General features: G+C 64.4%; 19 protein-coding genes. 11 read left to right on the top strand and 8 right to left on the bottom strand.

Annotated elements, in window-relative coordinates; translation table 11 throughout:
• Positions 1–36 precede the first annotated feature (36 nt).
• On the top strand, positions 37–1,101 hold the full coding sequence (locus BcanWU425_RS37000; RefSeq protein WP_231190987.1) for an ecdysteroid 22-kinase family protein: 1,065 nt from the start codon (positions 37–39) through the stop codon (positions 1,099–1,101).
• 38 nt (positions 1,102–1,139) lie between these two features.
• Here BcanWU425_RS37000 and BcanWU425_RS36995 read toward each other — a convergent pair whose 3' ends face one another.
• From BcanWU425_RS36995 to BcanWU425_RS36985, 3 genes are read right to left on the bottom strand one after another with little or no spacing between them, the layout of a single operon-like run.
• Complete coding sequence (locus tag BcanWU425_RS36995; protein ID WP_204513098.1) at positions 1,140–2,696, bottom strand: MDR family MFS transporter; 1,557 nt, start codon at positions 2,694–2,696, stop codon at positions 1,140–1,142.
• A gap of 4 nt (positions 2,697–2,700) precedes the next feature.
• Entirely contained in the window at positions 2,701–3,876 is a 1,176-nt protein-coding gene (locus BcanWU425_RS36990) for an HlyD family secretion protein (RefSeq protein ID WP_204513099.1), read from the bottom strand.
• A complete protein-coding gene (locus BcanWU425_RS36985) occupies positions 3,869–4,351 on the bottom strand; it encodes a MarR family winged helix-turn-helix transcriptional regulator (protein WP_026233050.1) in 483 nt (160 codons plus the stop codon). The genes BcanWU425_RS36990 and BcanWU425_RS36985 overlap by 8 nt, the downstream gene beginning before the upstream one ends.
• A 157-nt stretch (positions 4,352–4,508) precedes the next feature.
• Between BcanWU425_RS36985 and BcanWU425_RS36980 the strand changes: the two genes are divergently transcribed.
• From BcanWU425_RS36980 to BcanWU425_RS36955, 6 genes are all read left to right on the top strand, one after another.
• On the top strand, positions 4,509–5,003 hold the full coding sequence (locus BcanWU425_RS36980) for a Fur family transcriptional regulator (protein WP_018455910.1): 495 nt from the start codon (positions 4,509–4,511) through the stop codon (positions 5,001–5,003).
• A gap of 35 nt (positions 5,004–5,038) precedes the next feature.
• Complete coding sequence (locus tag BcanWU425_RS36975; RefSeq protein WP_007615962.1) at positions 5,039–5,992, top strand: DMT family transporter; 954 nt, start codon at positions 5,039–5,041, stop codon at positions 5,990–5,992.
• Between the two features lie 12 nt (positions 5,993–6,004).
• The gene (ispG, locus tag BcanWU425_RS36970) at positions 6,005–7,288 is read left to right on the top strand and encodes a flavodoxin-dependent (E)-4-hydroxy-3-methylbut-2-enyl-diphosphate synthase (protein ID WP_231189567.1); all 1,284 of its coding nucleotides are present in this window, start codon (positions 6,005–6,007) and stop codon (positions 7,286–7,288) included.
• 147 nt (positions 7,289–7,435) lie between these two features.
• Positions 7,436–8,332 carry a TauD/TfdA dioxygenase family protein gene (locus BcanWU425_RS36965; protein WP_204513101.1) on the top strand — a complete coding sequence of 299 codons (897 nt, stop codon included), beginning with the start codon at positions 7,436–7,438 and terminating at the stop codon, positions 8,330–8,332.
• An 86-nt stretch (positions 8,333–8,418) separates the two neighbouring features.
• On the top strand, positions 8,419–9,756 hold the full coding sequence (locus tag BcanWU425_RS36960) for a Rieske 2Fe-2S domain-containing protein (protein WP_204513102.1): 1,338 nt from the start codon (positions 8,419–8,421) through the stop codon (positions 9,754–9,756).
• 3 nt (positions 9,757–9,759) lie between these two features.
• Complete coding sequence (locus BcanWU425_RS36955) at positions 9,760–10,581, top strand: N-acetylmuramoyl-L-alanine amidase (RefSeq protein WP_204513103.1); 822 nt, start codon at positions 9,760–9,762, stop codon at positions 10,579–10,581.
• 26 nt (positions 10,582–10,607) lie between these two features.
• Here the strand turns inward: BcanWU425_RS36955 and BcanWU425_RS36950 are convergent, their stop codons facing one another.
• The 3 genes from BcanWU425_RS36950 to BcanWU425_RS36940 all read right to left on the bottom strand — a co-directional run bounded on the left by BcanWU425_RS36950 (position 10,608) and on the right by BcanWU425_RS36940 (position 13,691).
• Positions 10,608–12,215 carry a Na+/H+ antiporter gene (locus tag BcanWU425_RS36950; protein WP_204513104.1) on the bottom strand — a complete coding sequence of 536 codons (1,608 nt, stop codon included), beginning with the start codon at positions 12,213–12,215 and terminating at the stop codon, positions 10,608–10,610.
• A 49-nt stretch (positions 12,216–12,264) separates the two neighbouring features.
• The gene (gene bla / locus BcanWU425_RS36945) at positions 12,265–13,134 is read right to left on the bottom strand and encodes a class A beta-lactamase (protein WP_026233052.1); all 870 of its coding nucleotides are present in this window, start codon (positions 13,132–13,134) and stop codon (positions 12,265–12,267) included.
• Positions 13,135–13,316: 182 nt separating this feature from the next.
• The gene (locus BcanWU425_RS36940) at positions 13,317–13,691 is read right to left on the bottom strand and encodes a nuclear transport factor 2 family protein (protein WP_007598116.1); all 375 of its coding nucleotides are present in this window, start codon (positions 13,689–13,691) and stop codon (positions 13,317–13,319) included.
• A gap of 91 nt (positions 13,692–13,782) precedes the next feature.
• Here BcanWU425_RS36940 and BcanWU425_RS36935 point away from each other — a divergent pair, with 91 nt between their 5' ends.
• Together BcanWU425_RS36935 and BcanWU425_RS36930 are read left to right on the top strand one after the other, a co-directional pair.
• Positions 13,783–14,211: a GFA family protein gene (locus BcanWU425_RS36935; protein WP_018455918.1), complete on the top strand. Its 429-nt coding sequence runs from the start codon at positions 13,783–13,785 to the stop codon at positions 14,209–14,211.
• Between the two features lie 179 nt (positions 14,212–14,390).
• Complete coding sequence (locus tag BcanWU425_RS36930) at positions 14,391–16,223, top strand: caspase family protein (RefSeq protein ID WP_204513105.1); 1,833 nt, start codon at positions 14,391–14,393, stop codon at positions 16,221–16,223.
• A 16-nt stretch (positions 16,224–16,239) separates the two neighbouring features.
• On the opposite strand, the gene BcanWU425_RS36925 is transcribed toward BcanWU425_RS36930, so the two are convergent.
• Positions 16,240–16,932 carry a DUF1345 domain-containing protein gene (locus tag BcanWU425_RS36925; protein WP_085349782.1) on the bottom strand — a complete coding sequence of 231 codons (693 nt, stop codon included), beginning with the start codon at positions 16,930–16,932 and terminating at the stop codon, positions 16,240–16,242.
• 7 nt (positions 16,933–16,939) lie between these two features.
• Positions 16,940–17,863 (bottom strand): polyprenyl synthetase family protein, encoded by a 924-nt coding sequence (locus BcanWU425_RS36920; RefSeq protein ID WP_085361935.1) that lies wholly within the window; start codon positions 17,861–17,863, stop codon positions 16,940–16,942.
• A 160-nt stretch (positions 17,864–18,023) separates the two neighbouring features.
• Between BcanWU425_RS36920 and mtgA the strand changes: the two genes are divergently transcribed.
• Positions 18,024–18,698: a monofunctional biosynthetic peptidoglycan transglycosylase gene (mtgA, locus tag BcanWU425_RS36915; RefSeq protein ID WP_018455922.1), complete on the top strand. Its 675-nt coding sequence runs from the start codon at positions 18,024–18,026 to the stop codon at positions 18,696–18,698.
• 168 nt (positions 18,699–18,866) lie between these two features.
• Positions 18,867–19,049, top strand: coding sequence for a 50S ribosomal protein L32 (gene rpmF / locus BcanWU425_RS36910; RefSeq protein ID WP_007598106.1), 183 nt, complete (start codon positions 18,867–18,869; stop codon positions 19,047–19,049).
• Positions 19,050–19,109: the final 60 nt, after the last annotated feature.

The raw sequence follows: 19,109 nt of genomic DNA, 5'->3' as shown, positions 1-19,109 counted from the left end.
TACAGAATGGAGCAACGCGACGGGGGTCGGGCGCGCATGAAAGATACACGCTTGCCGGCGGTGGCGGACGCGGCAAATCTAACCGCGGCGCTGCGCAAGGCTGGCGCACTGGACGCCGGTGCCGTGCGCGAGGTCAAGGTCCTGCATGAGCGCGATACGGTCGTGTCGCATATCACCCGACTCGGCCTGCGCTATGTCGGGGAATCCGCCGGCTCGCCGCAGTCACTGATTCTCAAGACGCCCCATGCCGCGTTTGCCAAACCGCTGGCGAATGCCGGTCGCCATGAGGTGGCCTACTACACACAGCTTGCACCCAGAACGCCCGCGCTGCTGGTGCCGCGCTGCTTTGACGGGAATTTCGACGAGGAGAGCCTCGCCTGGCATCTCCTGCTTGAGGATCTCACTGATAGTCACGAGATAGCGACCCAATGGCCGCTGCCGCCATCGCGCGCTCAGGCGATGGCCATCGTCGCCGCGCTCGCGCGCTGGCACGCGGCGTGGTGGGACCATGCTGGTCTCGGCGAGACCGTCGGGGTCTGGGCGAGCACCGACGATACGGCGGGGCATATGGAAACGTTCGCATCCCATTACGACCGATTCGCTGATCAGCTCGGCGATCGTCTCAGTGAAGAGCGCCGCACGCTCTACCGCCGCTTCATCGATCGGTCCGACAGGATGTCACTGCGCTACCATTCGCATCGCCACCTCACCATCACCCATGGCGATGCCCACATCTGGAATTTTCTGCTGCCGCGCGCCGGCGTGTCCGACACTGTCCGCATCTTCGACTTCGACTTGTGGGACATCAACGTGTCGACTCACGACCTCGCCTACATGATGGCGCTGCACTGGTATCCGGAACGCCGGCAGGCGTTCGAACGCCTTCTGCTCAATCATTACCACGACACGCTGATGGCGCACGGTATCAGCGGCTATACGCGCGGCGCGCTCGACCAGGACTATCGGCGGTCGGTGCTGTGGCACATCACCAAGCCAGTCTGGCAGTGGAGCATCAACATCCCACCGGTGATCTGGTGGAATAATCTGGAGCGGGTGATGATGGCGGTCGAGGATCTGGGCTGCGAGGAGATTTTGGGGTAGAGGCGCGCAACATCATCGGTGTCGTCCCGGCGAAGGCATCACTCCATCACCGCATGTTCCGGCCCCGCCGCCTGCTTGCGCAGGGTGGCCTTGGTCGAGCCGATCAGCAGGGCGAGCGGGATGGTGCAGAGGATGAAGAACATCACCAGCTCGTAGTCGTGCGCGAAGGCGATGATCTGCGCCTGCACGCTGACCATGCGATCGGCCATGGCGCGACCGGCGTCGGTGGAGAGATTGATCATGCCGCTGACGCTGGGCATCTGGAGCGCATGGTTGAACGGGTTGATGTGTTCGGACAGGATCGCGTAGGTCCGCCGCGTGCCTTGTGTCAGCTGGGCGATGACGACGGAAATGCCCACCGAGCTCGCGACGTTGCGCATCAAGGTCAGCATCGCGGTGCCGTCGGTGCGCAGCTCATTCGACAAGGTCAGGAACGCCACCGTCGATAGCGGCACGAAGACGAGGCCGAAGCCGAAGCCCTGGATGACGCTGACGGTCACGATCTCCGGCACCTGGGTCAAATCGGTCCAGCCGGTCATCTGGAACAGCGAGCCCGCGGTCAGCGTCAGGCCGGTGATGATCAGTGTGCGGGCTTCGATGTAACGCATCATGCGGCCGACCAGCATCATGGCGAAGAAGGTGCCGAAGCCGCGGCTCGCCAGCAGCAGGCCCGCGGTGATGATGGGATAGCCGATCACGTTCTGCATATAGGGGGAGGCCAGCGCCATGGTCGAGAACAGCACGAGGCCCATCACGACCATGAACACGCAGCCGGTGACGAAATTGCGGTCCTTGAAGAGCCCGAAGCGGATGAACGGTGTCGAGGTCGTGAAGGAATGCGCGATGAAGAAGTAGAAGGCGACGGCCGAGACGATGAACTCCGCAAGGATCTCACCCGATTCGAGCCAGCCCAATTGCTCGCCGCGGTCGAGCGCGAGCTGAAGCGACCCGATCGCGACCGCCAGCGCCGCGAAGCCGAACCAGTCGAACTTGAGACTGAGATCCTTCCGGGTCTCGTCCATGAAGATGATCAGCCCGATCACGGTGATGGCGCCGAACGGCAAATTGACGAAGAACACCCAATGCCAGGAATAAGTCTCGGTGAGCCAGGCGCCGAGCGAGGGGCCCATGATCGGCCCCATCATCACGCCCATGCCCCAGATCGACATCGCCTTGGCGCGTTCCTGGAGCGTGTAATAGTCGAGCATCACCGATTGCGACAACGGCACCAGCGCCGCGCCGAACACGCCCTGCAGCAGGCGGAATAACACCATCTGGTTGATGTCCTGCGCAAGCCCGCACAGCACCGATGCCATGGTGAAGCCGGCCGAGCAGATGATGAAGATGCGCTTGCGGCCGAAGCGGTTGGCGATCCAGCCCACCGGTGCCGTCATGATCGCGGCGGCGACGATGTAGGAGGTCAGCACCCAGTTGATCTGGTCCTGCGAAGCCGACAGCGTACCCTGCATGTAGGGCAGGGCGACGTTGGCGATGGTGGTGTCCAGCGCCTGCATGATGGTTGCCGTCATGGCGCAGATTGTCACCATGTTCCGGCGCAGGCCGGGGACCATAAGGGCGGGATTGGACTCCGCCATAGGATTAGTCCTTGTCCTGATCTTTGTCTTGGCTCGCGGTCGCCGACAGGCCGAGCAGACCGGCGAGCGAGCGCTGGTGGCCGGTGTCGATGGTGGCGTAAACGCTCATGCCGGCCTTCAGCTTGCGCACGTATTTGTCGGTCTCGTCGAAATAGATGCGGATCGGCACGCGCTGCACCACCTTGACGAAATTGCCGCTGGCGTTCTGCGGCGGCAGGATCGCGAATTGCGCGCCAGTGCCGGGCGAGAGCGAGCCGATCTTGCCCTTGAAAATATGGTTCGGGAACGCGTCTACCTCCAGCGTGACCGGCTGTCCTTCGGTGACGTAGGTGAGGTCGCTCTCCTTCGGATTGGCGTCGACCCAGGGATGGGCGACGTCGATGATGGAGAACACCGGCGTGCCGGCCGTGACGTAGCGGCCGAGCTGGATCTGTTCGACCTGTGTTGCCACGCCATCCATCGGCGCGCGCAGCACGGTGTGGTCGAGGTTGCGCTGGGCATCGTCCAGCTTGGCTTTCGCTTGCGCGTAGGCGGGGAATTGCTCCAGCGGCAACTCGGGATTCCCCAGCAATTGGGTCTTGGCATTGGAGAGTTGCTGCTTGATGTATTGCGCCTGCGCGCCGGCGGTAACCAGTGCATTGGACGCGTTGTCGAGATCGAGCTGCGAGCCGTAATTGTTCTTCACCAGCGACTGCTTGCGTTCGACGTCGCGCTGCTTCAGGTCCATGCCCTGCTGGGCAAGATTGAGCATGTCACCGTAGATCTTGATGTTGGCAACAAGATTGTCATAGGTGATGCGGGCTTGGGCGAGTTGCGCTTTGGCTTCTTCCAACGCATGACGGAACGGAGCGGGGTCGATCTCGAACAACTCGTCGCCGTGCTTGACGACCTGACCTTCCTTGACGACGACCTTCTGGATTTTGCCGGAGATATCAGGGGTCACCAGCACTTTCTGCGCGCCGACATAGGCGTCATCAGTGCCGACGTAACGGCCGCCATTGAGATAGAAGGTGAAGCCGGCAACCGCGACGACGAGCGGCAGCACAACCAGGAGCAGCACGCGGCGATAGCGGCGCAGGCCCGCCACCAGGCGGCGGCGCGGATCGGTGCCGGCTTTCTTGGTGGGCTTGCCGCCGTCGATTTTCTGCTCGGGCTGGAACTTGAGAACCTGATCAGCCATAGCGTTGCTCCTTACGCGCTTGTTCCGCTCCGCTGCTCTGGATCGCGGACCGCACGTTTTCCTTGATTGTTTCGAGTTGGGTGAGGAGGCGATGGGCGTCCGCCGGAGTGATGCCGTCGAGCGCGTTGGCCGTGAGCTCGGACTTCAGCCCGCTCATCCGCCCGAGCAACTGCCGCCCGGCCTTCTTCAGGTACAGCCGCTTGACGCGGCGATCCGAAGGATCGTTGCGTCGCTCGATCCAGTCGCTGTCACAGAGTTTGTCGATCAGGCGCGTCAGCGTGATCGGCTGCACCTCGAGAAGCTCGGCGAGTTCCGACTGCTTCATGCCTTCGCTGCGCTCGACCTTGGCCAGCACCGCCCATTGCGCGCGGGTGATGCCGAAGCGCGAGGCTTCCTTGTCGGCATAGACCCGGAGCAGGCGATAGAGCTCGGCGAGCGTAAACAGGAAGTTCTGGTCCACGGGCCCTGGGCTCATGAGCTTGGTCTCCAATAAGCTTGCAATATAATAAGCAAGCTTATGATTATTTCATGGCGGGTTTGCGGGACGCTGTCCCGCAGGCCGAGCATGGCTGCTGGCCGCATCGCCGGTCCTGCTTTGGGTTCCCCTTTCGAAATGCTAGAACGCCGGTCGCATGACCCTCGCAAAACCGGCATTTCCCGCGCCCGATCACGATCACGGCCGCTGCACCGCGGATGCGCTGGCGCATGCCGAGGCCGTTTGCGGAGAGCGCGCGCAGAAATTCACGCCTATACGCCGCCATGTATTGGGGGCGCTGCTCTCGAGCCACCGGCCGCTCGGCGCCTATGAGGTCATCGACGAACTGGCGAAGTCGATGTCGCGGCCGGCGCCGATCACGGTCTATCGTGCTCTCGATTTCCTGATGGCCAACGGCCTCGTGCACCGGATCGAAAGCCGCAACGCCTATCTCGCCTGCGCCGCTCACGACCACGACGCGATCTCGGCGGTGACGTTCCTGATCTGCGAGCGCTGCGGCCTGGTCGGTGAGATTCCGTCGGCATCCTTCGCCAAGGACCTCAACGCCGCCGCGCGCAGCTCAGGCTTCGCTCCCAAATTGTCGGTGGTGGAAATCACGGGCGTTTGTGCGCATTGTCAGAAAGCCGCATAGAGCAACAACGGCGCAAAGCCGGTTTTTAGGAAGAAATGTCCTCACCTCAAGCCATACCGTCCGCCGGTCGTCCCCTCAGTGCCGGCGCCATCGCCCTGATGCTCATGCTGTGCCTGACCTGGGGGTTCAACCAGATCGCCGTGAAGCTGGTGCTGCCGGACATTCCGCCGATGCTTCAGGCCACGTTCCGCTCGATGGGCGCGCTGCCGGTGCTGTTCATCATCGGCAGCTTGCGCGGCGTTAAATTCTTCGAGCGCGACGGCACCTGGAAGCCCGGCGTGATCGCCGGACTGATGTTCGGCATCGAGTTCGTGCTGATCTTCCAGGGCCTGCGCTTCACGCCGGCGTCGCGGGCGGTCGTGTTCCTCTACACCGCGCCGTTCTTCGTCGCGCTCGGCTCCTACCAAGTGCTCGGCGAGCGACTTGGTGGGACGCAATGGCTGGGGCTCGCCATCAGCTTTGCTGGTGTCGCGCTCGCGATCGGCGTGCCGCAGCCCAACGTCGATTCGCATGTTCTGCTCGGCGATCTCATGATCGTCGGCGGCGCGGCGCTGTGGGCGGCGACCACGCTGGTTGCCAAGGGCACGCGGCTGCGCTTCGCGGCGCCCGAGAAGGCGCTGGGCTATCAGGTCGCGACCTCGATCCCGATCCTGGGGCTGGCCGCCTGGCTGTTCGGGGAGACCATCCCCCACACCCCGTCGCCGCTGTCGCTGGGCCTGATGGCCTTCCAGGCGATCTGGGTCGTGGGAACCACGTTCACGCTTTGGTTCGCGCTGGTGAAGACCTATTCGGCCAGCAAATTGTCGGCTTTTACCTTCATCACCCCTTTGTTTGGCGTGGTGGGTAGCTATTTCATCATGCACGACACGCTGAACCTGACATTCGGGGCTGCCGCCGTCCTTGTCATTGCTGGGCTTTTTCTGGTTAACCGTCCCAGTCAATCCGCTGCGGCGCCGCGCGATGCATTGCTGAACGTCACCAAAACCTGATATTTGGACGCCATGAACAAGCTCGAAAAAACCATCGATTCCGACGTCGCGGGCCCCGCGCCCCGGCACAAGACCACCCAGGTCAAGGTCGGCGACGTTGCCGTCGGCGGCGGCGCGCCGATCGTCGTGCAGTCGATGACCAACACCGACACCGCCGATATCGACGGCACCATTGCCCAGGTCGCAGCGCTCGCCCGCGCCGGCTCCGAAATGGTCCGCATCACCGTGGACCGTGAGGAGGCCGCCGCCGCCGTCCCGCACATCCGCGACGGCCTGCTCAAGCGCGGCATCACCACGCCGCTGATCGGCGACTTTCACTATATCGGCCACAAGCTGCTCGCGGCCTATCCGGCCTGCGCCGAGGCGCTCGCCAAATATCGCATCAATCCCGGCAATGTCGGCTTCAAGGACAAGCGCGACACCCAGTTCGCCGACATCATCGAGATTGCCAACAAGAACAACAAGCCGGTGCGCATCGGCGCCAATTGGGGCTCGCTCGACCAGGAGCTGCTGACCAAGCTGATGGACGAGAACGCCGCGTCCGCCGATCCGCGCGACGTGCGCGCGGTGACGCGCGAGGCCATGGTGCAGTCCGCACTGCTCTCGGCCGCGCGCGCCGAAGAGCTCGGCATGCCGAAGAATCGCATCATCCTCTCGGCCAAAGTCTCGGCCGTGCAGGATCTGATCGCGGTCTATCAGGATCTCGCCAGCCGTTCCGATTACGCGATCCATCTCGGCCTGACCGAGGCCGGCATGGGCACCAAGGGCATCGTGGCGTCCTCGGCCGCGCTCGGCATCCTGTTGCAGCAGGGCATCGGCGACACCATCCGCATCTCGCTGACGCCGGAGCCCGGCGGCGACCGCACCCGCGAAGTGCAGGTCGGCCAGGAGCTCTTGCAGACCATGGGCTTCCGCACCTTCGTGCCGCTGGTTGCGGCGTGCCCCGGCTGCGGCCGCACCACCTCGACCACCTTCCAGGAGCTGGCCAGCTCGATCCAGGGGTTCATCCGCGACGAGATGCCGACCTGGAAGACGAAATATCCCGGCGTGGAAGAACTCAACGTCGCGGTGATGGGCTGCATCGTCAACGGCCCCGGCGAATCCAAGCACGCCAATATCGGCATCTCGCTGCCGGGCACGGGCGAGGCGCCGGCTGCCCCGGTGTTCGTCGACGGCAAGAAGTTCCGCACCCTGCGCGGCCCGACCATCTCCGCCGACTTCAAAGCACTCGTGATCGACTACATCGAGCAGCGCTACGGCCAGGGCGCCAAGGTGCCGGTGACCGCGGCGGAATAGTTCTGCTCCAGATCAGGAATCGTAGGGCGGGTTAGCGAAAGCGTAACCCGCCTTATTTTTGCGGGCGCGAAGTGGCGGGTTACGCTTCGCTAAGCCGTCCTACATTGCTACGATGCTCCCAAGCAAGAATGCATCGGGAGACACGCCATGAGCTCACTCGCCGGCAAGCAGGGCCCGCGCTATCGCCACGCGACGGACGACGGCGCGCCTTACGAGACCATCGCGGTCGAAAAGCTGACCCCGATCATCGGCGCGGAAATCTCGGGCGTCGACATCGGCAAGCTCGTCTCCGACGATGCGCGCTCCAACCGGCAGATGGACGAGGTCCACCGCGCGCTTGCCGAAAACCTCGTCATCTTCTTCCGCGACCAGCACATCACGCCTCAACAGCATCTCGCCTTCGGCCGCAAGTTCGGTGAGCTGCATTTCCATCCCGCCGCGCCGCATGAGGATGAAGACCCGGCCCTGATGAAGATCTATGCGGATGCGAATTCGCCGCGGGCCAATGGCGAGGGCTGGCATTCCGACGTGTCCTGCGATCACGAGCCGCCGATGGGCTCGATCCTCTACATCAAGCAGTGCCCGCCGCGCGGCGGCGACACGCTGTTCGCCAACATGTATGCGGCCTACGAGGCGCTGTCGGACCGGATGAAGGCCTATCTCGACGGGCTGACTGCGTTGCATGACGGCGAGCCGATCTATCGCGGGCTCTACGCCAATTACGGCGTCGCCGACCGCCCGTCCTATCCGAGTGCCGAGCATCCCGTGGTGCGCACGCATCCGGTCACCGGCAAGAAGGCGCTCTATGTCAACCGCGGCTTCACCCGGCACATCAACGGCATCCCGCGCGACGAGAGCGAGGCGATGCTTGCCTATCTCTACCAGCACGCCGAGAATCCGCTGTTCCAGTGCCGCTTTCGCTGGACAGAGAATGCCATCGCCTTCTGGGACAACCGCTGCACCCAGCACCGCGCGATGTGGGATTACTGGCCGCACACGCGCTCCGGCACGCGCGTGACGGTGAAGGGGGAGCGGCCGGTTTAACCGGCCTGCGCGCCGCGTTCCGCGTTGACGTCTTCCCGCGTCCGCGCCAATCTTGCCGGCAACAACGACCGTCGGGAGGATTTTCCATGCTCCGCGCCGAGGACAACAAATTCCTGACCGAGTCGGGCTCTGGTACGGGCATGGGCGAATTGTTGCGCCGGTTCTGGATTCCTGTGCTGCTGTCCGAAGAACTCCCTGAACCCGACGGCGAGCCGAAGAAGATCATCGTTCTCAGCGAGGAGCTGCTCGCCTTCCGCGATACGCGCGGCGTTGTCGGAATCATCGATCAGTACTGCCCGCATCGCGGCGCCAATCTCTGGCTCGGGCGCAACGAGGAATGCGGCATCCGCTGCGTCTATCACGGCTGGAAGTTCGACACCGACGGCCGCTGCGTCGACATGCCGACGTCCTATCCCGACCTCAATGCCAAAGACCTCATCCGTATCAAATCCTATCCGGCGCGCGAATGGGGCGAGATGATCTGGGCCTATATGGGTCCCGCGGATGCGATGCCCGAGCTGCCCGATCTCGAAATGGCACTGCTGCCGGCCTCGCACCGCTATGTCAGCAAGAAATGGCAGGACTGCAACTGGGTGCAGGCGCTGGAAGGCTCGATCGACACCGCGCATTTCACCTTCGCCCATCTCTCCTTCGACAAGGAGGAGAACGAGATCCTGGACATCAAGAAGCATTTCGTGAATCCGATCGCGCGGATGTCGAGCGATCACATGCGCTGGATCGCGGAGGATCCGCGTCCCGTGATCAAGATCGCCGCGCACGCGGCGGGCCTCACCATCGCCGGCGGGCGGCTCACCGGCGGCGACAACATCTACTGGCGCATTGCGCAATTTCTGATGCCGTTCCACGCCTATGCCCCGAGCGCGATGCCGGGTGAGAACATCTTTGGCCAGACTTTCGTGCCCGTCACCGACACCAATTGCTGGATCTACACCTATGCCTGGAATCCGGAGCGGCCGCTGACGCAAGCCGAGCGCGACGTCTTTGACCGCGGCAACGGCGTGATCGCGGAGGTTGGCGACAATTACGTGCCGCTGCGCCACAAGGGCAACGACTATCTGATCGACCGCAAGCTGCAGAAGACCAGGAGCTACACCGGCATCAAGGGCGTCTCCGAACAGGATGCGGCCGTGCAGGACAGCCAGGGCCCGATCGCCGACCGCACCCGCGAGCATCTCGGTCCGACCGATCTCGGTATCATGCATTTCCGGAAAGTCGTGATGGAGCTGGCGCGGGCGCTTCAGCAGGGCGAGCCGCCGCCGCACGCCGCGCATCAGGATCGCTACGCCGTGCGCTCGGGCGCCTGCGTCACCAGTAAGGCCAAGGACCTTTCCGCGGTGATGCTGGAGCGATTCGGTGACGTCACGGGCTTTGTCGGCCGACCGCGAATCGCGGCAGCGGAGTAGCGCTTGCGGCAGCCGCGCAGCATCATCGCAAGTCTCGTCTCGACGCTGGTCGCGTCGATCTTGCTATGGTCGCTGGCGCCTGCAGGCTCTGGTCATGCTGCTATCGCGCGGAAAATCGCGAAACCCAAGCCGCAGCACGCGCCGGTCAAGTGTGAGATGTCGAAATTCCGGATCGTCGTGGATGTCGGGCACACCGCGGACTCCTACGGCGCGTTGAGCGCGCGCAACGACACGGAGTTCGGCTTCAACTTCCGGCTTGCAAGTCTGATTGCGGCGAGGCTCAGGGCCGAAGGCTTTGCCGCGACCCGGCTGCTCGTCACCGACGGCAAGGCGCGACCGAGCCTGTTCAAGCGCGTCAGCACCGCGAACGATGCCCGGGCCGATCTCTTCCTGTCGATCCATCACGATTCTGTGCCGGACAAGCTGCTCGGGAATTGGGAGTTCGACGGCGCGAACAGCTATTTCAGCGACCGCTTTTCGGGCCACTCTCTGTTCGTGTCGCAGCGGAATCCGCACTTCGCCGCCAGCCTGATGCTGGCCCGGATGATCGGCAGGCAGCTGAAGGAGCAGGACCTGCACTATGCCAGCCAATACACCCTGCCGGTGATGGGCCGCTACCGGCGCCAATTGCTCGACAAGGATGTCGGCGTCTATCGCTATGACGGGCTCGTTGTGCTCTCGCAAACCCGCAGCGCCGCAGTGCTGCTCGAAGCGGGCTCCATCATCAACCGCGACGAGGAGATGGCGATGAACTCCCCGGAGCGGCAGGAGATCATTGCGGGCGCCGTGGCGGTGGCGATGAGGGAATTTTGCGAGAGGCGGTAGTTCGCGCCCCTAGCAATGACGGGAATCTATAGCGGCCCTCCCCGGTACTCCCGGTTTGCCAAGCTTGCCTCCTCCAGGTCCAGATCGCGCTCGATCCGCCGCCGCGTCTCGTCGGTGATCTGGCCCTCGCGCAGCAGCTCGTGGATGAACTTGCGCTCGGCGGCGATCAGACCGCGGGTCAGTGCGGTGCCGGCGGCGGAGACGTCGTGGTGGGTGGGATCGAGCGAGTCCGGCAGCTGGTTGACCCGGATCTCGTGGCGGGCGCGCAGGAGCCGCATCACCTCGTCGGACACGTCCTTTTCCTCGGTCAGCGCGTCGAGCGACTTTAGCGCCGCGTCGAGGGCCTGGCGCCGCGCCGCGATCTCGGCCTCGTGCTCGGCGGCATGCTCGTTGCGACCGGCTTCCGCGACACCGAGCCAACGAACCACGGGGGGCAGCGTGAGGCCGACGCCGATCAGTGTGATGAAGATGACGCCGAACGCGACGAACAGGATCAGGTCGCGAAACGGAAAGGCCTCGCCGCCCGGCAGCGTGAACGGCAGCGCCAGTGCTGCCGCCAGCGACACCGCGCCGCGCACGCCGGTGAACGCAAGCACGAACGGCCATTGCCATGGTGGTGACGGATCGCGCGCACGCAGCGACTTGCTGAGCATTCGTGGCAGATAGGTCGCGGGATAGAGCCAGGCGAAGCGCGCGATCACGACCACCGCCAGCACCACGGCAGTCGCAATCATGATGTCGTCGAGCGGGAACGCCTTCGATTTCTCGTAGAGTGCGCGCATCTGGAATCCGGTGAGCAGGAACAGCAAGCCCTCGATCAGATAAATCACGAGGTCCCAGAAGAAGATGCCTTGCAGGCGCGTCGATGCCGAGATCAGCAGCGGGCCATTCCAGCTCACATAGAGGCCACAGGCGACGGTGGCGATCACGCCGGAGCCGCCGAGATGCTCGGGCAGCCAGTAGGACACGTAGGGCGTGATCAGCGACAGTGTCAGCTCGACCTGCGGGTCTCCCGACCATTTGCGGAACCGCAGGGAGAGCCAACCGACGCCGATGCCGAAGGCGATCTCGCCGGCGACGATGAGCAAGAACTCGCCGCCTGCCAGAGGCAGCGAGAATTGCCCGACCATGATTGCGGCGAGCGCGAAGCGGTAGAGGATCAGAGCGGTGGCATCATTCGCGAGCCCTTCGCCTTCGAGGATGACCATCAGCCTGCGCGGCAGATGCAGCCGGCGCGCGATCGCGAGCGGCGCCACCACGTCGGGCGGCGCGACGATGGCGCCGAGCAGGAAGCCGATCGTCCAGGGCAGGCCGATGAAATAATGCGTGGCGGTTGCGACCAACGCCGCGGTGAAGATCACCGCACCGACCGCCAGCAGCACGATCGGGCGAAGATTCTTTTTGAACTCGCGCCAGCTCATCGCGACGCTCGCCGAGTAGATCAGCGGCGGCAGCACCATCAGCAGCACCAGTTCCGGCGGCAGTTCGACCGCTGGCATGCCCGGCACGAAGGCAAGGCCGACACCTGAGAGCATCAGCAGAATGGCGGGCGCGATGTTGAAGCGGCGCGCGACAAGCGCGGTGCCCGCCAGCACGGCGAGCAGGATGAGAAAGGTCTGAAATTTCGCTTCCATGATGGTCTGTCTTCACCCGGAAGCGGTCGCAAGGTCAATGCGTGCGGCTTTACGCCAGCCGTTCGGCCACCATGCGGCCGATGCGTGCGAACACGGTTTCGATCTGCGCCGCGCTCGGCGTGCCGCCCTGGGTATAGGCCGCGATCAGGATCGGTGCATCGGGCTTCGTATCGGGCTTGGGCCAGGCCACCGCGATGTCGCCGGATGCGTCCTTGCCGTTGTTGCCGGTCTTGTCGCCGATCTTCCAGCTTGCGGGGAGCCCGCCACGCAGCCGGTTCGCACCGGTCTTGCAGCCCACTAGCCACTCCGTGAGCTGCGCGCGCGAGGTGGCCGACAGCGCCTCGCCCGTGAGCAGCCGGCGCAGATTGCCTGCCATCGCCGCCGGCGTCGTGGTGTCGCGGGGATCGCCGGGCGGTGAGCGGTTGAGCTCGGGCTCGTTGTGGTCGAGCCGCGAGGCGGTGTCGCCGAGCGACCGCCAGAACGCGGTGAGTGCGGCGGGACCGCCGATCCGCGCCAGCAATAAATTGGCGCAGGTGTTGTCGCTGAGCTCGACGATCGCCTTGCACATCTCGGTGACCGACATTGCGCCGGCGGCAATGTTCTGCTTGGCGACCGGTGCGTACTCCAGCAGGTCGGCCTTGCCGTACGGGATCATGGCCGCAAGCTGATCCTCGCCACGATCGACCCGCGCCAGGACGCATGCCGCCAGCGAAGCCTTGAATGTCGAGCACATGACGAACCGTTCGTCGGCGCGCCAGGCGAGCCTTGCGCCGGTCGCGAGGTTCTCGGCATAGACCCCGATCCGGCCGCCACTCTCGCGCTCATAGGTTTCGAGCTCAGGCTGCGCGTCTGCGGCGAGCGCGGGGGAGGCGGCGATCCAGTACAGCGAGGCGAGCAGCGAACGGCGGTCGAGAAGCATGGGGGACCTTTTGAGCGAGACGGGGCGGGGAGAGATGCGGCATGCACTCCATCCGCATCGTCATTGCGAGCGCAGCGAAGCAATCCAGTCTTCCTCCGCGGAAAGACTCTGGATTACTTTGCTTCGCTCGCAATGACGGAGGATGTGGGACGAGTGTGCCCGATTTCGGGCAGCGGAAGCCCTCACTCTCGCAGATCATACCGGTAAGACTTCGATACGATCTGCCAGCCGTCGGCGAGCTTCATAGCCACCAGATAGTCCGTGAAAAAACGCGGCGGCAGTTGGCATCGGACCTTGATGAAGGCGGTCTTGTCGTCCGAACGGTCAATCGTGACGATGAAATCCTCGCGCGGCTTGCCTTCGGCCTTGCCGGAGGGGCGCTTGCGCACGCGGTCGAGCCAGTCCGGCACGGTCAGCACCTGCAGCTCGCCCTTCTCGACCCAGCGCAAATCGGCGGAGGGATGGAAGATGGCGCCGAGCTTTTCGGCATCACCCTCGTAAAGTCCGTCGAAGTAAGATTGCACGACGGCTTCGACGCTCGAACGGTTCTGGCTCATGGGTCATCCCTTTGAATGATGGCTCAGGGCGAACTTAGTCGTACACGTCAAAATGCGCTATGGTGTCCGTACCATTTGCTGGGACGCTGTGATGACCGGATCAGAGAATTCGAACGCTCCCTTCCTGATCGGCGAATGCTGCTGCCGCGCCGTGCGCTACGAGGTAGCGGACGCGTTCTCCTATGCGATGAACTGCCATTGCTCGAATTGCCGCCGCACCACCGGCGCTGCCTTCAAGCCGTTCGCCGGCATCGAGCAGGGCAAGCTCCGCATCGTCAGAGGCGAGAACCAGCTCACCATCTACGGTGACGAAACCACCCACGACGCCCACTGCGCCCGCTGCGGCTCGTTGCTTTATTCCCGGGTGCGCGACGGAAAATGGGTCCACGTCGCCATGGGAACCCTGGTCGATGCCCCCTCGATCCGACCGAGCGCCCACATTTTCGTGGGGTCGAAGGCGCCCTGGCACGAGATTACGGATAATCTGCCGCAATATCGGGGCCACATCGGGGATGTCTGAGGGAACCTGCTGCGCACCTGTTTGGCGGCGAACCGCGGCCGGACTGGCGCGACGAACAAAGGGGACCTTTCGGCTTGCCGCCGGCGCCATCTTCGTGACCTCCGTTACAAGCGTCCGCGACGGACCCTGCTAAAGCCGTCCCAAAGGGCGCGAACCGCCCCGAAATCGGAAGTCGTGTCATGCGCAAATTGCTCAGACTTTGCCCAGTCCTCCTCGCCGTCGCGCTGCTATTCGGCGCCGGGCCTGCTTTCGCCGGAAAGCGCGTCGCGCTCGTGATCGCCAACTCCGCCTATCAGCATGCGCCGTCGCTGACGAACCCCGTCAATGACGGTTCGGTGATGGCCCGGACGCTGAAGGAGGCCGGGTTCGACATCGTCGATTCCCGGCACGACCTGACGGCGCAGGAAACCCGGCGTGTGCTGCGCGAATTCGCCGACCGGACCCGCGATGCCGATATCGCCGTGGTCTATTATGCCGGCCACGGCCTCGAGGTCGAAGGCTCGAACTATCTGATCCCTGTCGACGCCAAGCTGGAGCGTGACACCGACGTCTTTGACGAGGCGCTCTCCCTCGACCGCGTCCTGGTCGCGGTCGAACCGGCTAAGCAGCTTCGCCTGGTGATCCTGGATGCCTGCCGTGACAATCCGTTCGGCAAGACCATGAAGCGCACGATCGCCTCGCGCGGCGTCGGCCGCGGCCTCGCCCAGGTCGAGCCGACCAGCTCGAACACGCTGATCGCCTATTCGGCCAAGGCCGGTTTCACGGCGCAGGATGGCGACGGTGCGAACAGCCCCTTTACGGTGGCGCTGTCGAAGCATCTGACGAGGCCCGGCCTCGACGTCCGCCGTGCCATCGGCTTCGTGCGCGACGACGTGCTCAAGTCGACAGGTAATAAGCAGGAGCCGTTCGTCTATGGCTCGCTCGGCGGCGAGGACGTGCCGCTGGTGCCGGTCAAGGTGACCGCTGCGGCTGCCGCTGCGCCCGCGCCCAACCCTCAGGCCGACATCCGCCGCGATTACGAGCTCGCGCTCCAGGTCGGCAACCGGCCGGCGTGGGAGGCCTTTCTCGCCCAACATCCCGACGGCTTCTATGCGAGCCTTGCCAAGCTGCAACTCGAGAAAATCGGCGCCGAGCAGGCTCATGCGGCGGCCACCGAGAAGGCGAAACAGGCCGAGGCCGAGCGCGATCGTCTTGCCGCACTTGGCGCGCAGAAGGATACGCAGGCCAAGGCAGCCGCCGATGCGGAGGCCGCCGAGCAGATACAGCTTGCGGCGCAAAAGGCCAAGGAGCAGGCGCAGCAGCAGGCGGCCGCTGCCGAGCAGCAGCGCGTCAATCTCGCCGCCGCGGCGCCGAGTGCAGCGCCCGCCAGCACGGCGGGCCCCGCCGGCACCAACGTCGCCTCGCTGACGCCGGCCATCGCGCCGGCCGATCTCAGCCGCTCGGTACAGACCGAGCTCGGCCGCGTCGGCTGCTTCTCCGGCGCCGCCGACGGCAACTGGACGACATCCGCGCAGCGGTCGTTATCGCAGTTCAACCGTTATGCCGGCACCAAGCTCGACGTGAAGGTGGCGAGCACCGATGCACTCGACACGGTCAAGTCGAAACAGTCGCGCGTCTGTCCGCTGGTTTGCGAGCACGGCTTCAAGACCGACGGCGACAAATGCACCAAGATCGTCTGCCGTGATGGCTATGCGCTCAACGACGACAACGAGTGCGAGAAGCAGCGCGCCGCCAAGCCTGCGACCGCCAAGCCTGCGACCGCCAAGCGGGACGACGGCGACGAGCGTCCCGCACGGCAGCGTCGTCAGGCCGGCGGTGAGGCTGCCGGAGCGGCCGGCGGCTTTGGTGGCGCTGCGGGCATCGCTGCTGCCGCTGGCGCCAGCCGCCGCTCGAGTGGCGGACAGCTATTCTGCAACAACAGTGGCTGTCGTGCGGTCAACCGCGGCTGCCATCTCGAATATCGCGGCGGCGGCGGCCCGGGCAACGATGGCAATGCCGAGGTCTGTAACTAGGATTGCGGAAATGAGTTCAGGTCGAGATCGCGCTCGCCGCGATGTTGACCGTCAGCGCCAGCAAGGCCGTGTTGTAGATGAATGAGACGATGCCGTGCGCGGTGGCGGTGCGGCGGATGGTCTTGTCGGAGATGCCGACATCGGAGACCTGCGCGGTCATGCCGATCACGAACGAGAAATAGACGAAGTCCCAGTAATCTGCGTGGTCTTCCTTGTCGCCGCTGGGAAACTGAAGGCCGCCCGGCGTGGCGTGCCGGTAATAATCATGCGCGTAATGCAGAGCGAAGATTGTGTGCACGGCGGCCCATGACAATACGATGGTGGTGATTGCGATGCTCAGCTCCAGGCCGCCGCGATGCGGCGTTCCAAGCTCGGAGACGATCGCGGCGATGCTGGCGAAGGCGCCGATCGCCGTCACCAGCAGGATCACGAAGCGACCGTCGTCCTGCATCGCTGCGGCGCGGCGGATGTGCTGGTGGTCGTTGCACAGCATCATCGCGTAGACCAGCACCAGATAAACGGCGATCAACGCATCCCAGCCGAACAGAAGCCGCGTGACCAGCCGGTGCGAACCCGGGATGAGCAGGCAGACGAGAATACCAACGGCAAGCGACATGAACGTCCGCGGACGCGCATAAATCAGCCGCATCGGCCGCGACATCTTGCGAAAGCGGGCGAGGGCGGGGTCTTCCTTGCTGCCGCCCGCCATCGCGCTATCAGCTCTTCCGTTCGGCCACGAACCGCGCAGCCGCTTGCAGCACGGCGGCCCGTTCGCCGAAGATCGACACGGCGCTGTCGGCGCGCGCGAGCAGATCGCGCACGCGCTGCTTGGCGCCTTCGATGCCGAGCTGGGTGACGAAGGTGGTCTTGCCGAGCGCTGCATCAGCGCCGGCAGGCTTGCCGAGCGCGGCGGCATCGCCTTCGACGTCGAGCAGGTCGTCGGCGATCTGGAAGGCTTCGCCGAGCGCGCGGCCGTAATCGTCGAGCGCCTGATATTCCTTTTGCGAGGCCTGGCCGAGGATCGCGCCGGCGATGCAGCCGTAGCGCAGCAGCGCGCCGGTCTTCATCTGCTGAATGCGGGCGACGTCGATCGGCTCGTTGCCGCCAAAGCGGCCTTCGCCGGCGAGGTCGAGAATCTGGCCGCCGACCATGCCGCCGATGCCGGCGCAGCGCGCGAGTGCGCGGGTCAGCAAAAGCCTCACATTGGCGTCGCGATGAATCTCGTCGCGGGTGATGATGTCGAAGGCGAGTGTCAGGAGGCCGTCGCCGGCGAGGATCGCGGTCGCGTCGTCGGTCTTCTTGTGCAGGGTCGGGCGGCCGCGGCGCAGGTCCGAATTGTCCATCGCCGGCAGATCGTCATGGATCAGCGAATAGCAGTGGATGCATTCGAGCGCCGCACCGACGAGCAGCGCGGCTTCGCGGGACACGCCGAACACGGCCGCGCTCTCGACCACCAGGAAGGGCCGGAGGCGCTTGCCACCGTTGAGGCTCGAATAGCGCATTGCGTCCATCAGTCGCTTGGGCCGGGCGATCTCATCGGGCAGGATGTCGTCCGACAGCAGGCGCCCGAGCAGGGCCTCGGTGTCATCAGCGGTCTTGTCCAGACGTTTGGCGAAATCGGACGGGGACGTGCCGGTCATCAAGAAGGGCTCCAGAACTAAAATTCGGCGGGACAATCCTTTATGCGCCCGCCTCAGTCAATCGTTTGGAAGGCCTAAAAAGTGCTGGAAAAGGCCCGAATTATCACAGACTTAATGCCGGGCCCGTGGCCGCGTTTCGTTCTGCGCCGGAAAGGTTGATTTGCGCGTCGTCAAAACCCTTCTCCTGGTGCTCGCGGTCGCGGCTCTCGCGCCCTATGTCGTCGCGCCGTTCTACCGTGCCGGCCATCCCGTTTCGACGCTGATGATCTGGCGCTCGCTGCGGGGTGCGCCGATGCAGCGGGAATGGATCGATCTGGCGGCGATGTCGCCCTCGCTGCCACGCTCGGTGGTGGCGGCCGAGGACGCCCATTTCTGCAAGCATCACGGCATTGACTGGGGTGCGCTGCGTGAGGCGATCGACGATGCGAAGGAGGACGGCACCCCGTTCCGGGGCGCTTCCACCATCACCCAGCAGGTGGCGAAAAACCTGTTCCTCTGGCAGGGGCGGGACTTCGTCCGGAAGGCGCTGGAATTCCCGTTGGCGCTGTGGATCGATCTCGTCCTGCCCAAGGCACGGATCCTGGAGATTTACCTCAACATCGCCGAGCTCGGCCCGCAGAGCCAGTTTGGGGCCGAGGCCGCCAGCGCCTATGCCTTCGGCAAGTCGGCGGCGAACCTCTCCCCCCGGGAGGCCGCGCTTCTAGCCTCTATCCTGCCGAATCCGGTCAAACGCAGCGCCAGGACGCCGGGACCGGGTGTCCGGCGGCTGGCCGGGACCTATGTGGCGCGAGCGCAGGCGAGTTCACTTTCGACCTGCTGGCGGGAGAATCGCTGATTTCCGGTCCTTTTCGGGCGCATTTTCCGGCCCAGAGCCCTAGATTTAAGGCAGGCCTTCCTCTATAAGCCCGGCCTTGACCGGCATTCAGCTCGCCTCGGTTTGCGGGTGCTGAGCCGTCCCCTCGCGGACGATGCCCCAAAACACCAATCCCTAGAGGATATTGAAATGGCCGTTCCGAGAAGAAAAACCTCGCCGTCCCGTCGTGGCATGCGCCGCTCGGCAGACGCCATCAAGAAGCCGACCTATGTGGAAGACAAGGATTCCGGCGAACTGCGTCGTCCGCACCATCTCGACCTCAAGACCGGCATGTACAAGGGCCGTCAGGTCCTGAAGAAGAAAGAGTCCTGAGTTCGGGACCTTTCTGTGGGCAGGACGATCGGGCCTGCCTGATTTCGGTCCACCCATGAG

Origin of the sequence: Bradyrhizobium sp. WU425 (assembly GCF_021052305.1) — a bacterium.
Lineage (GTDB): Bacteria > Pseudomonadota > Alphaproteobacteria > Rhizobiales > Xanthobacteraceae > Bradyrhizobium > Bradyrhizobium canariense_D.
Note: the sequence above shows the minus strand (reverse complement) of the source record. Positions and strands in the feature narration are given on the sequence as shown.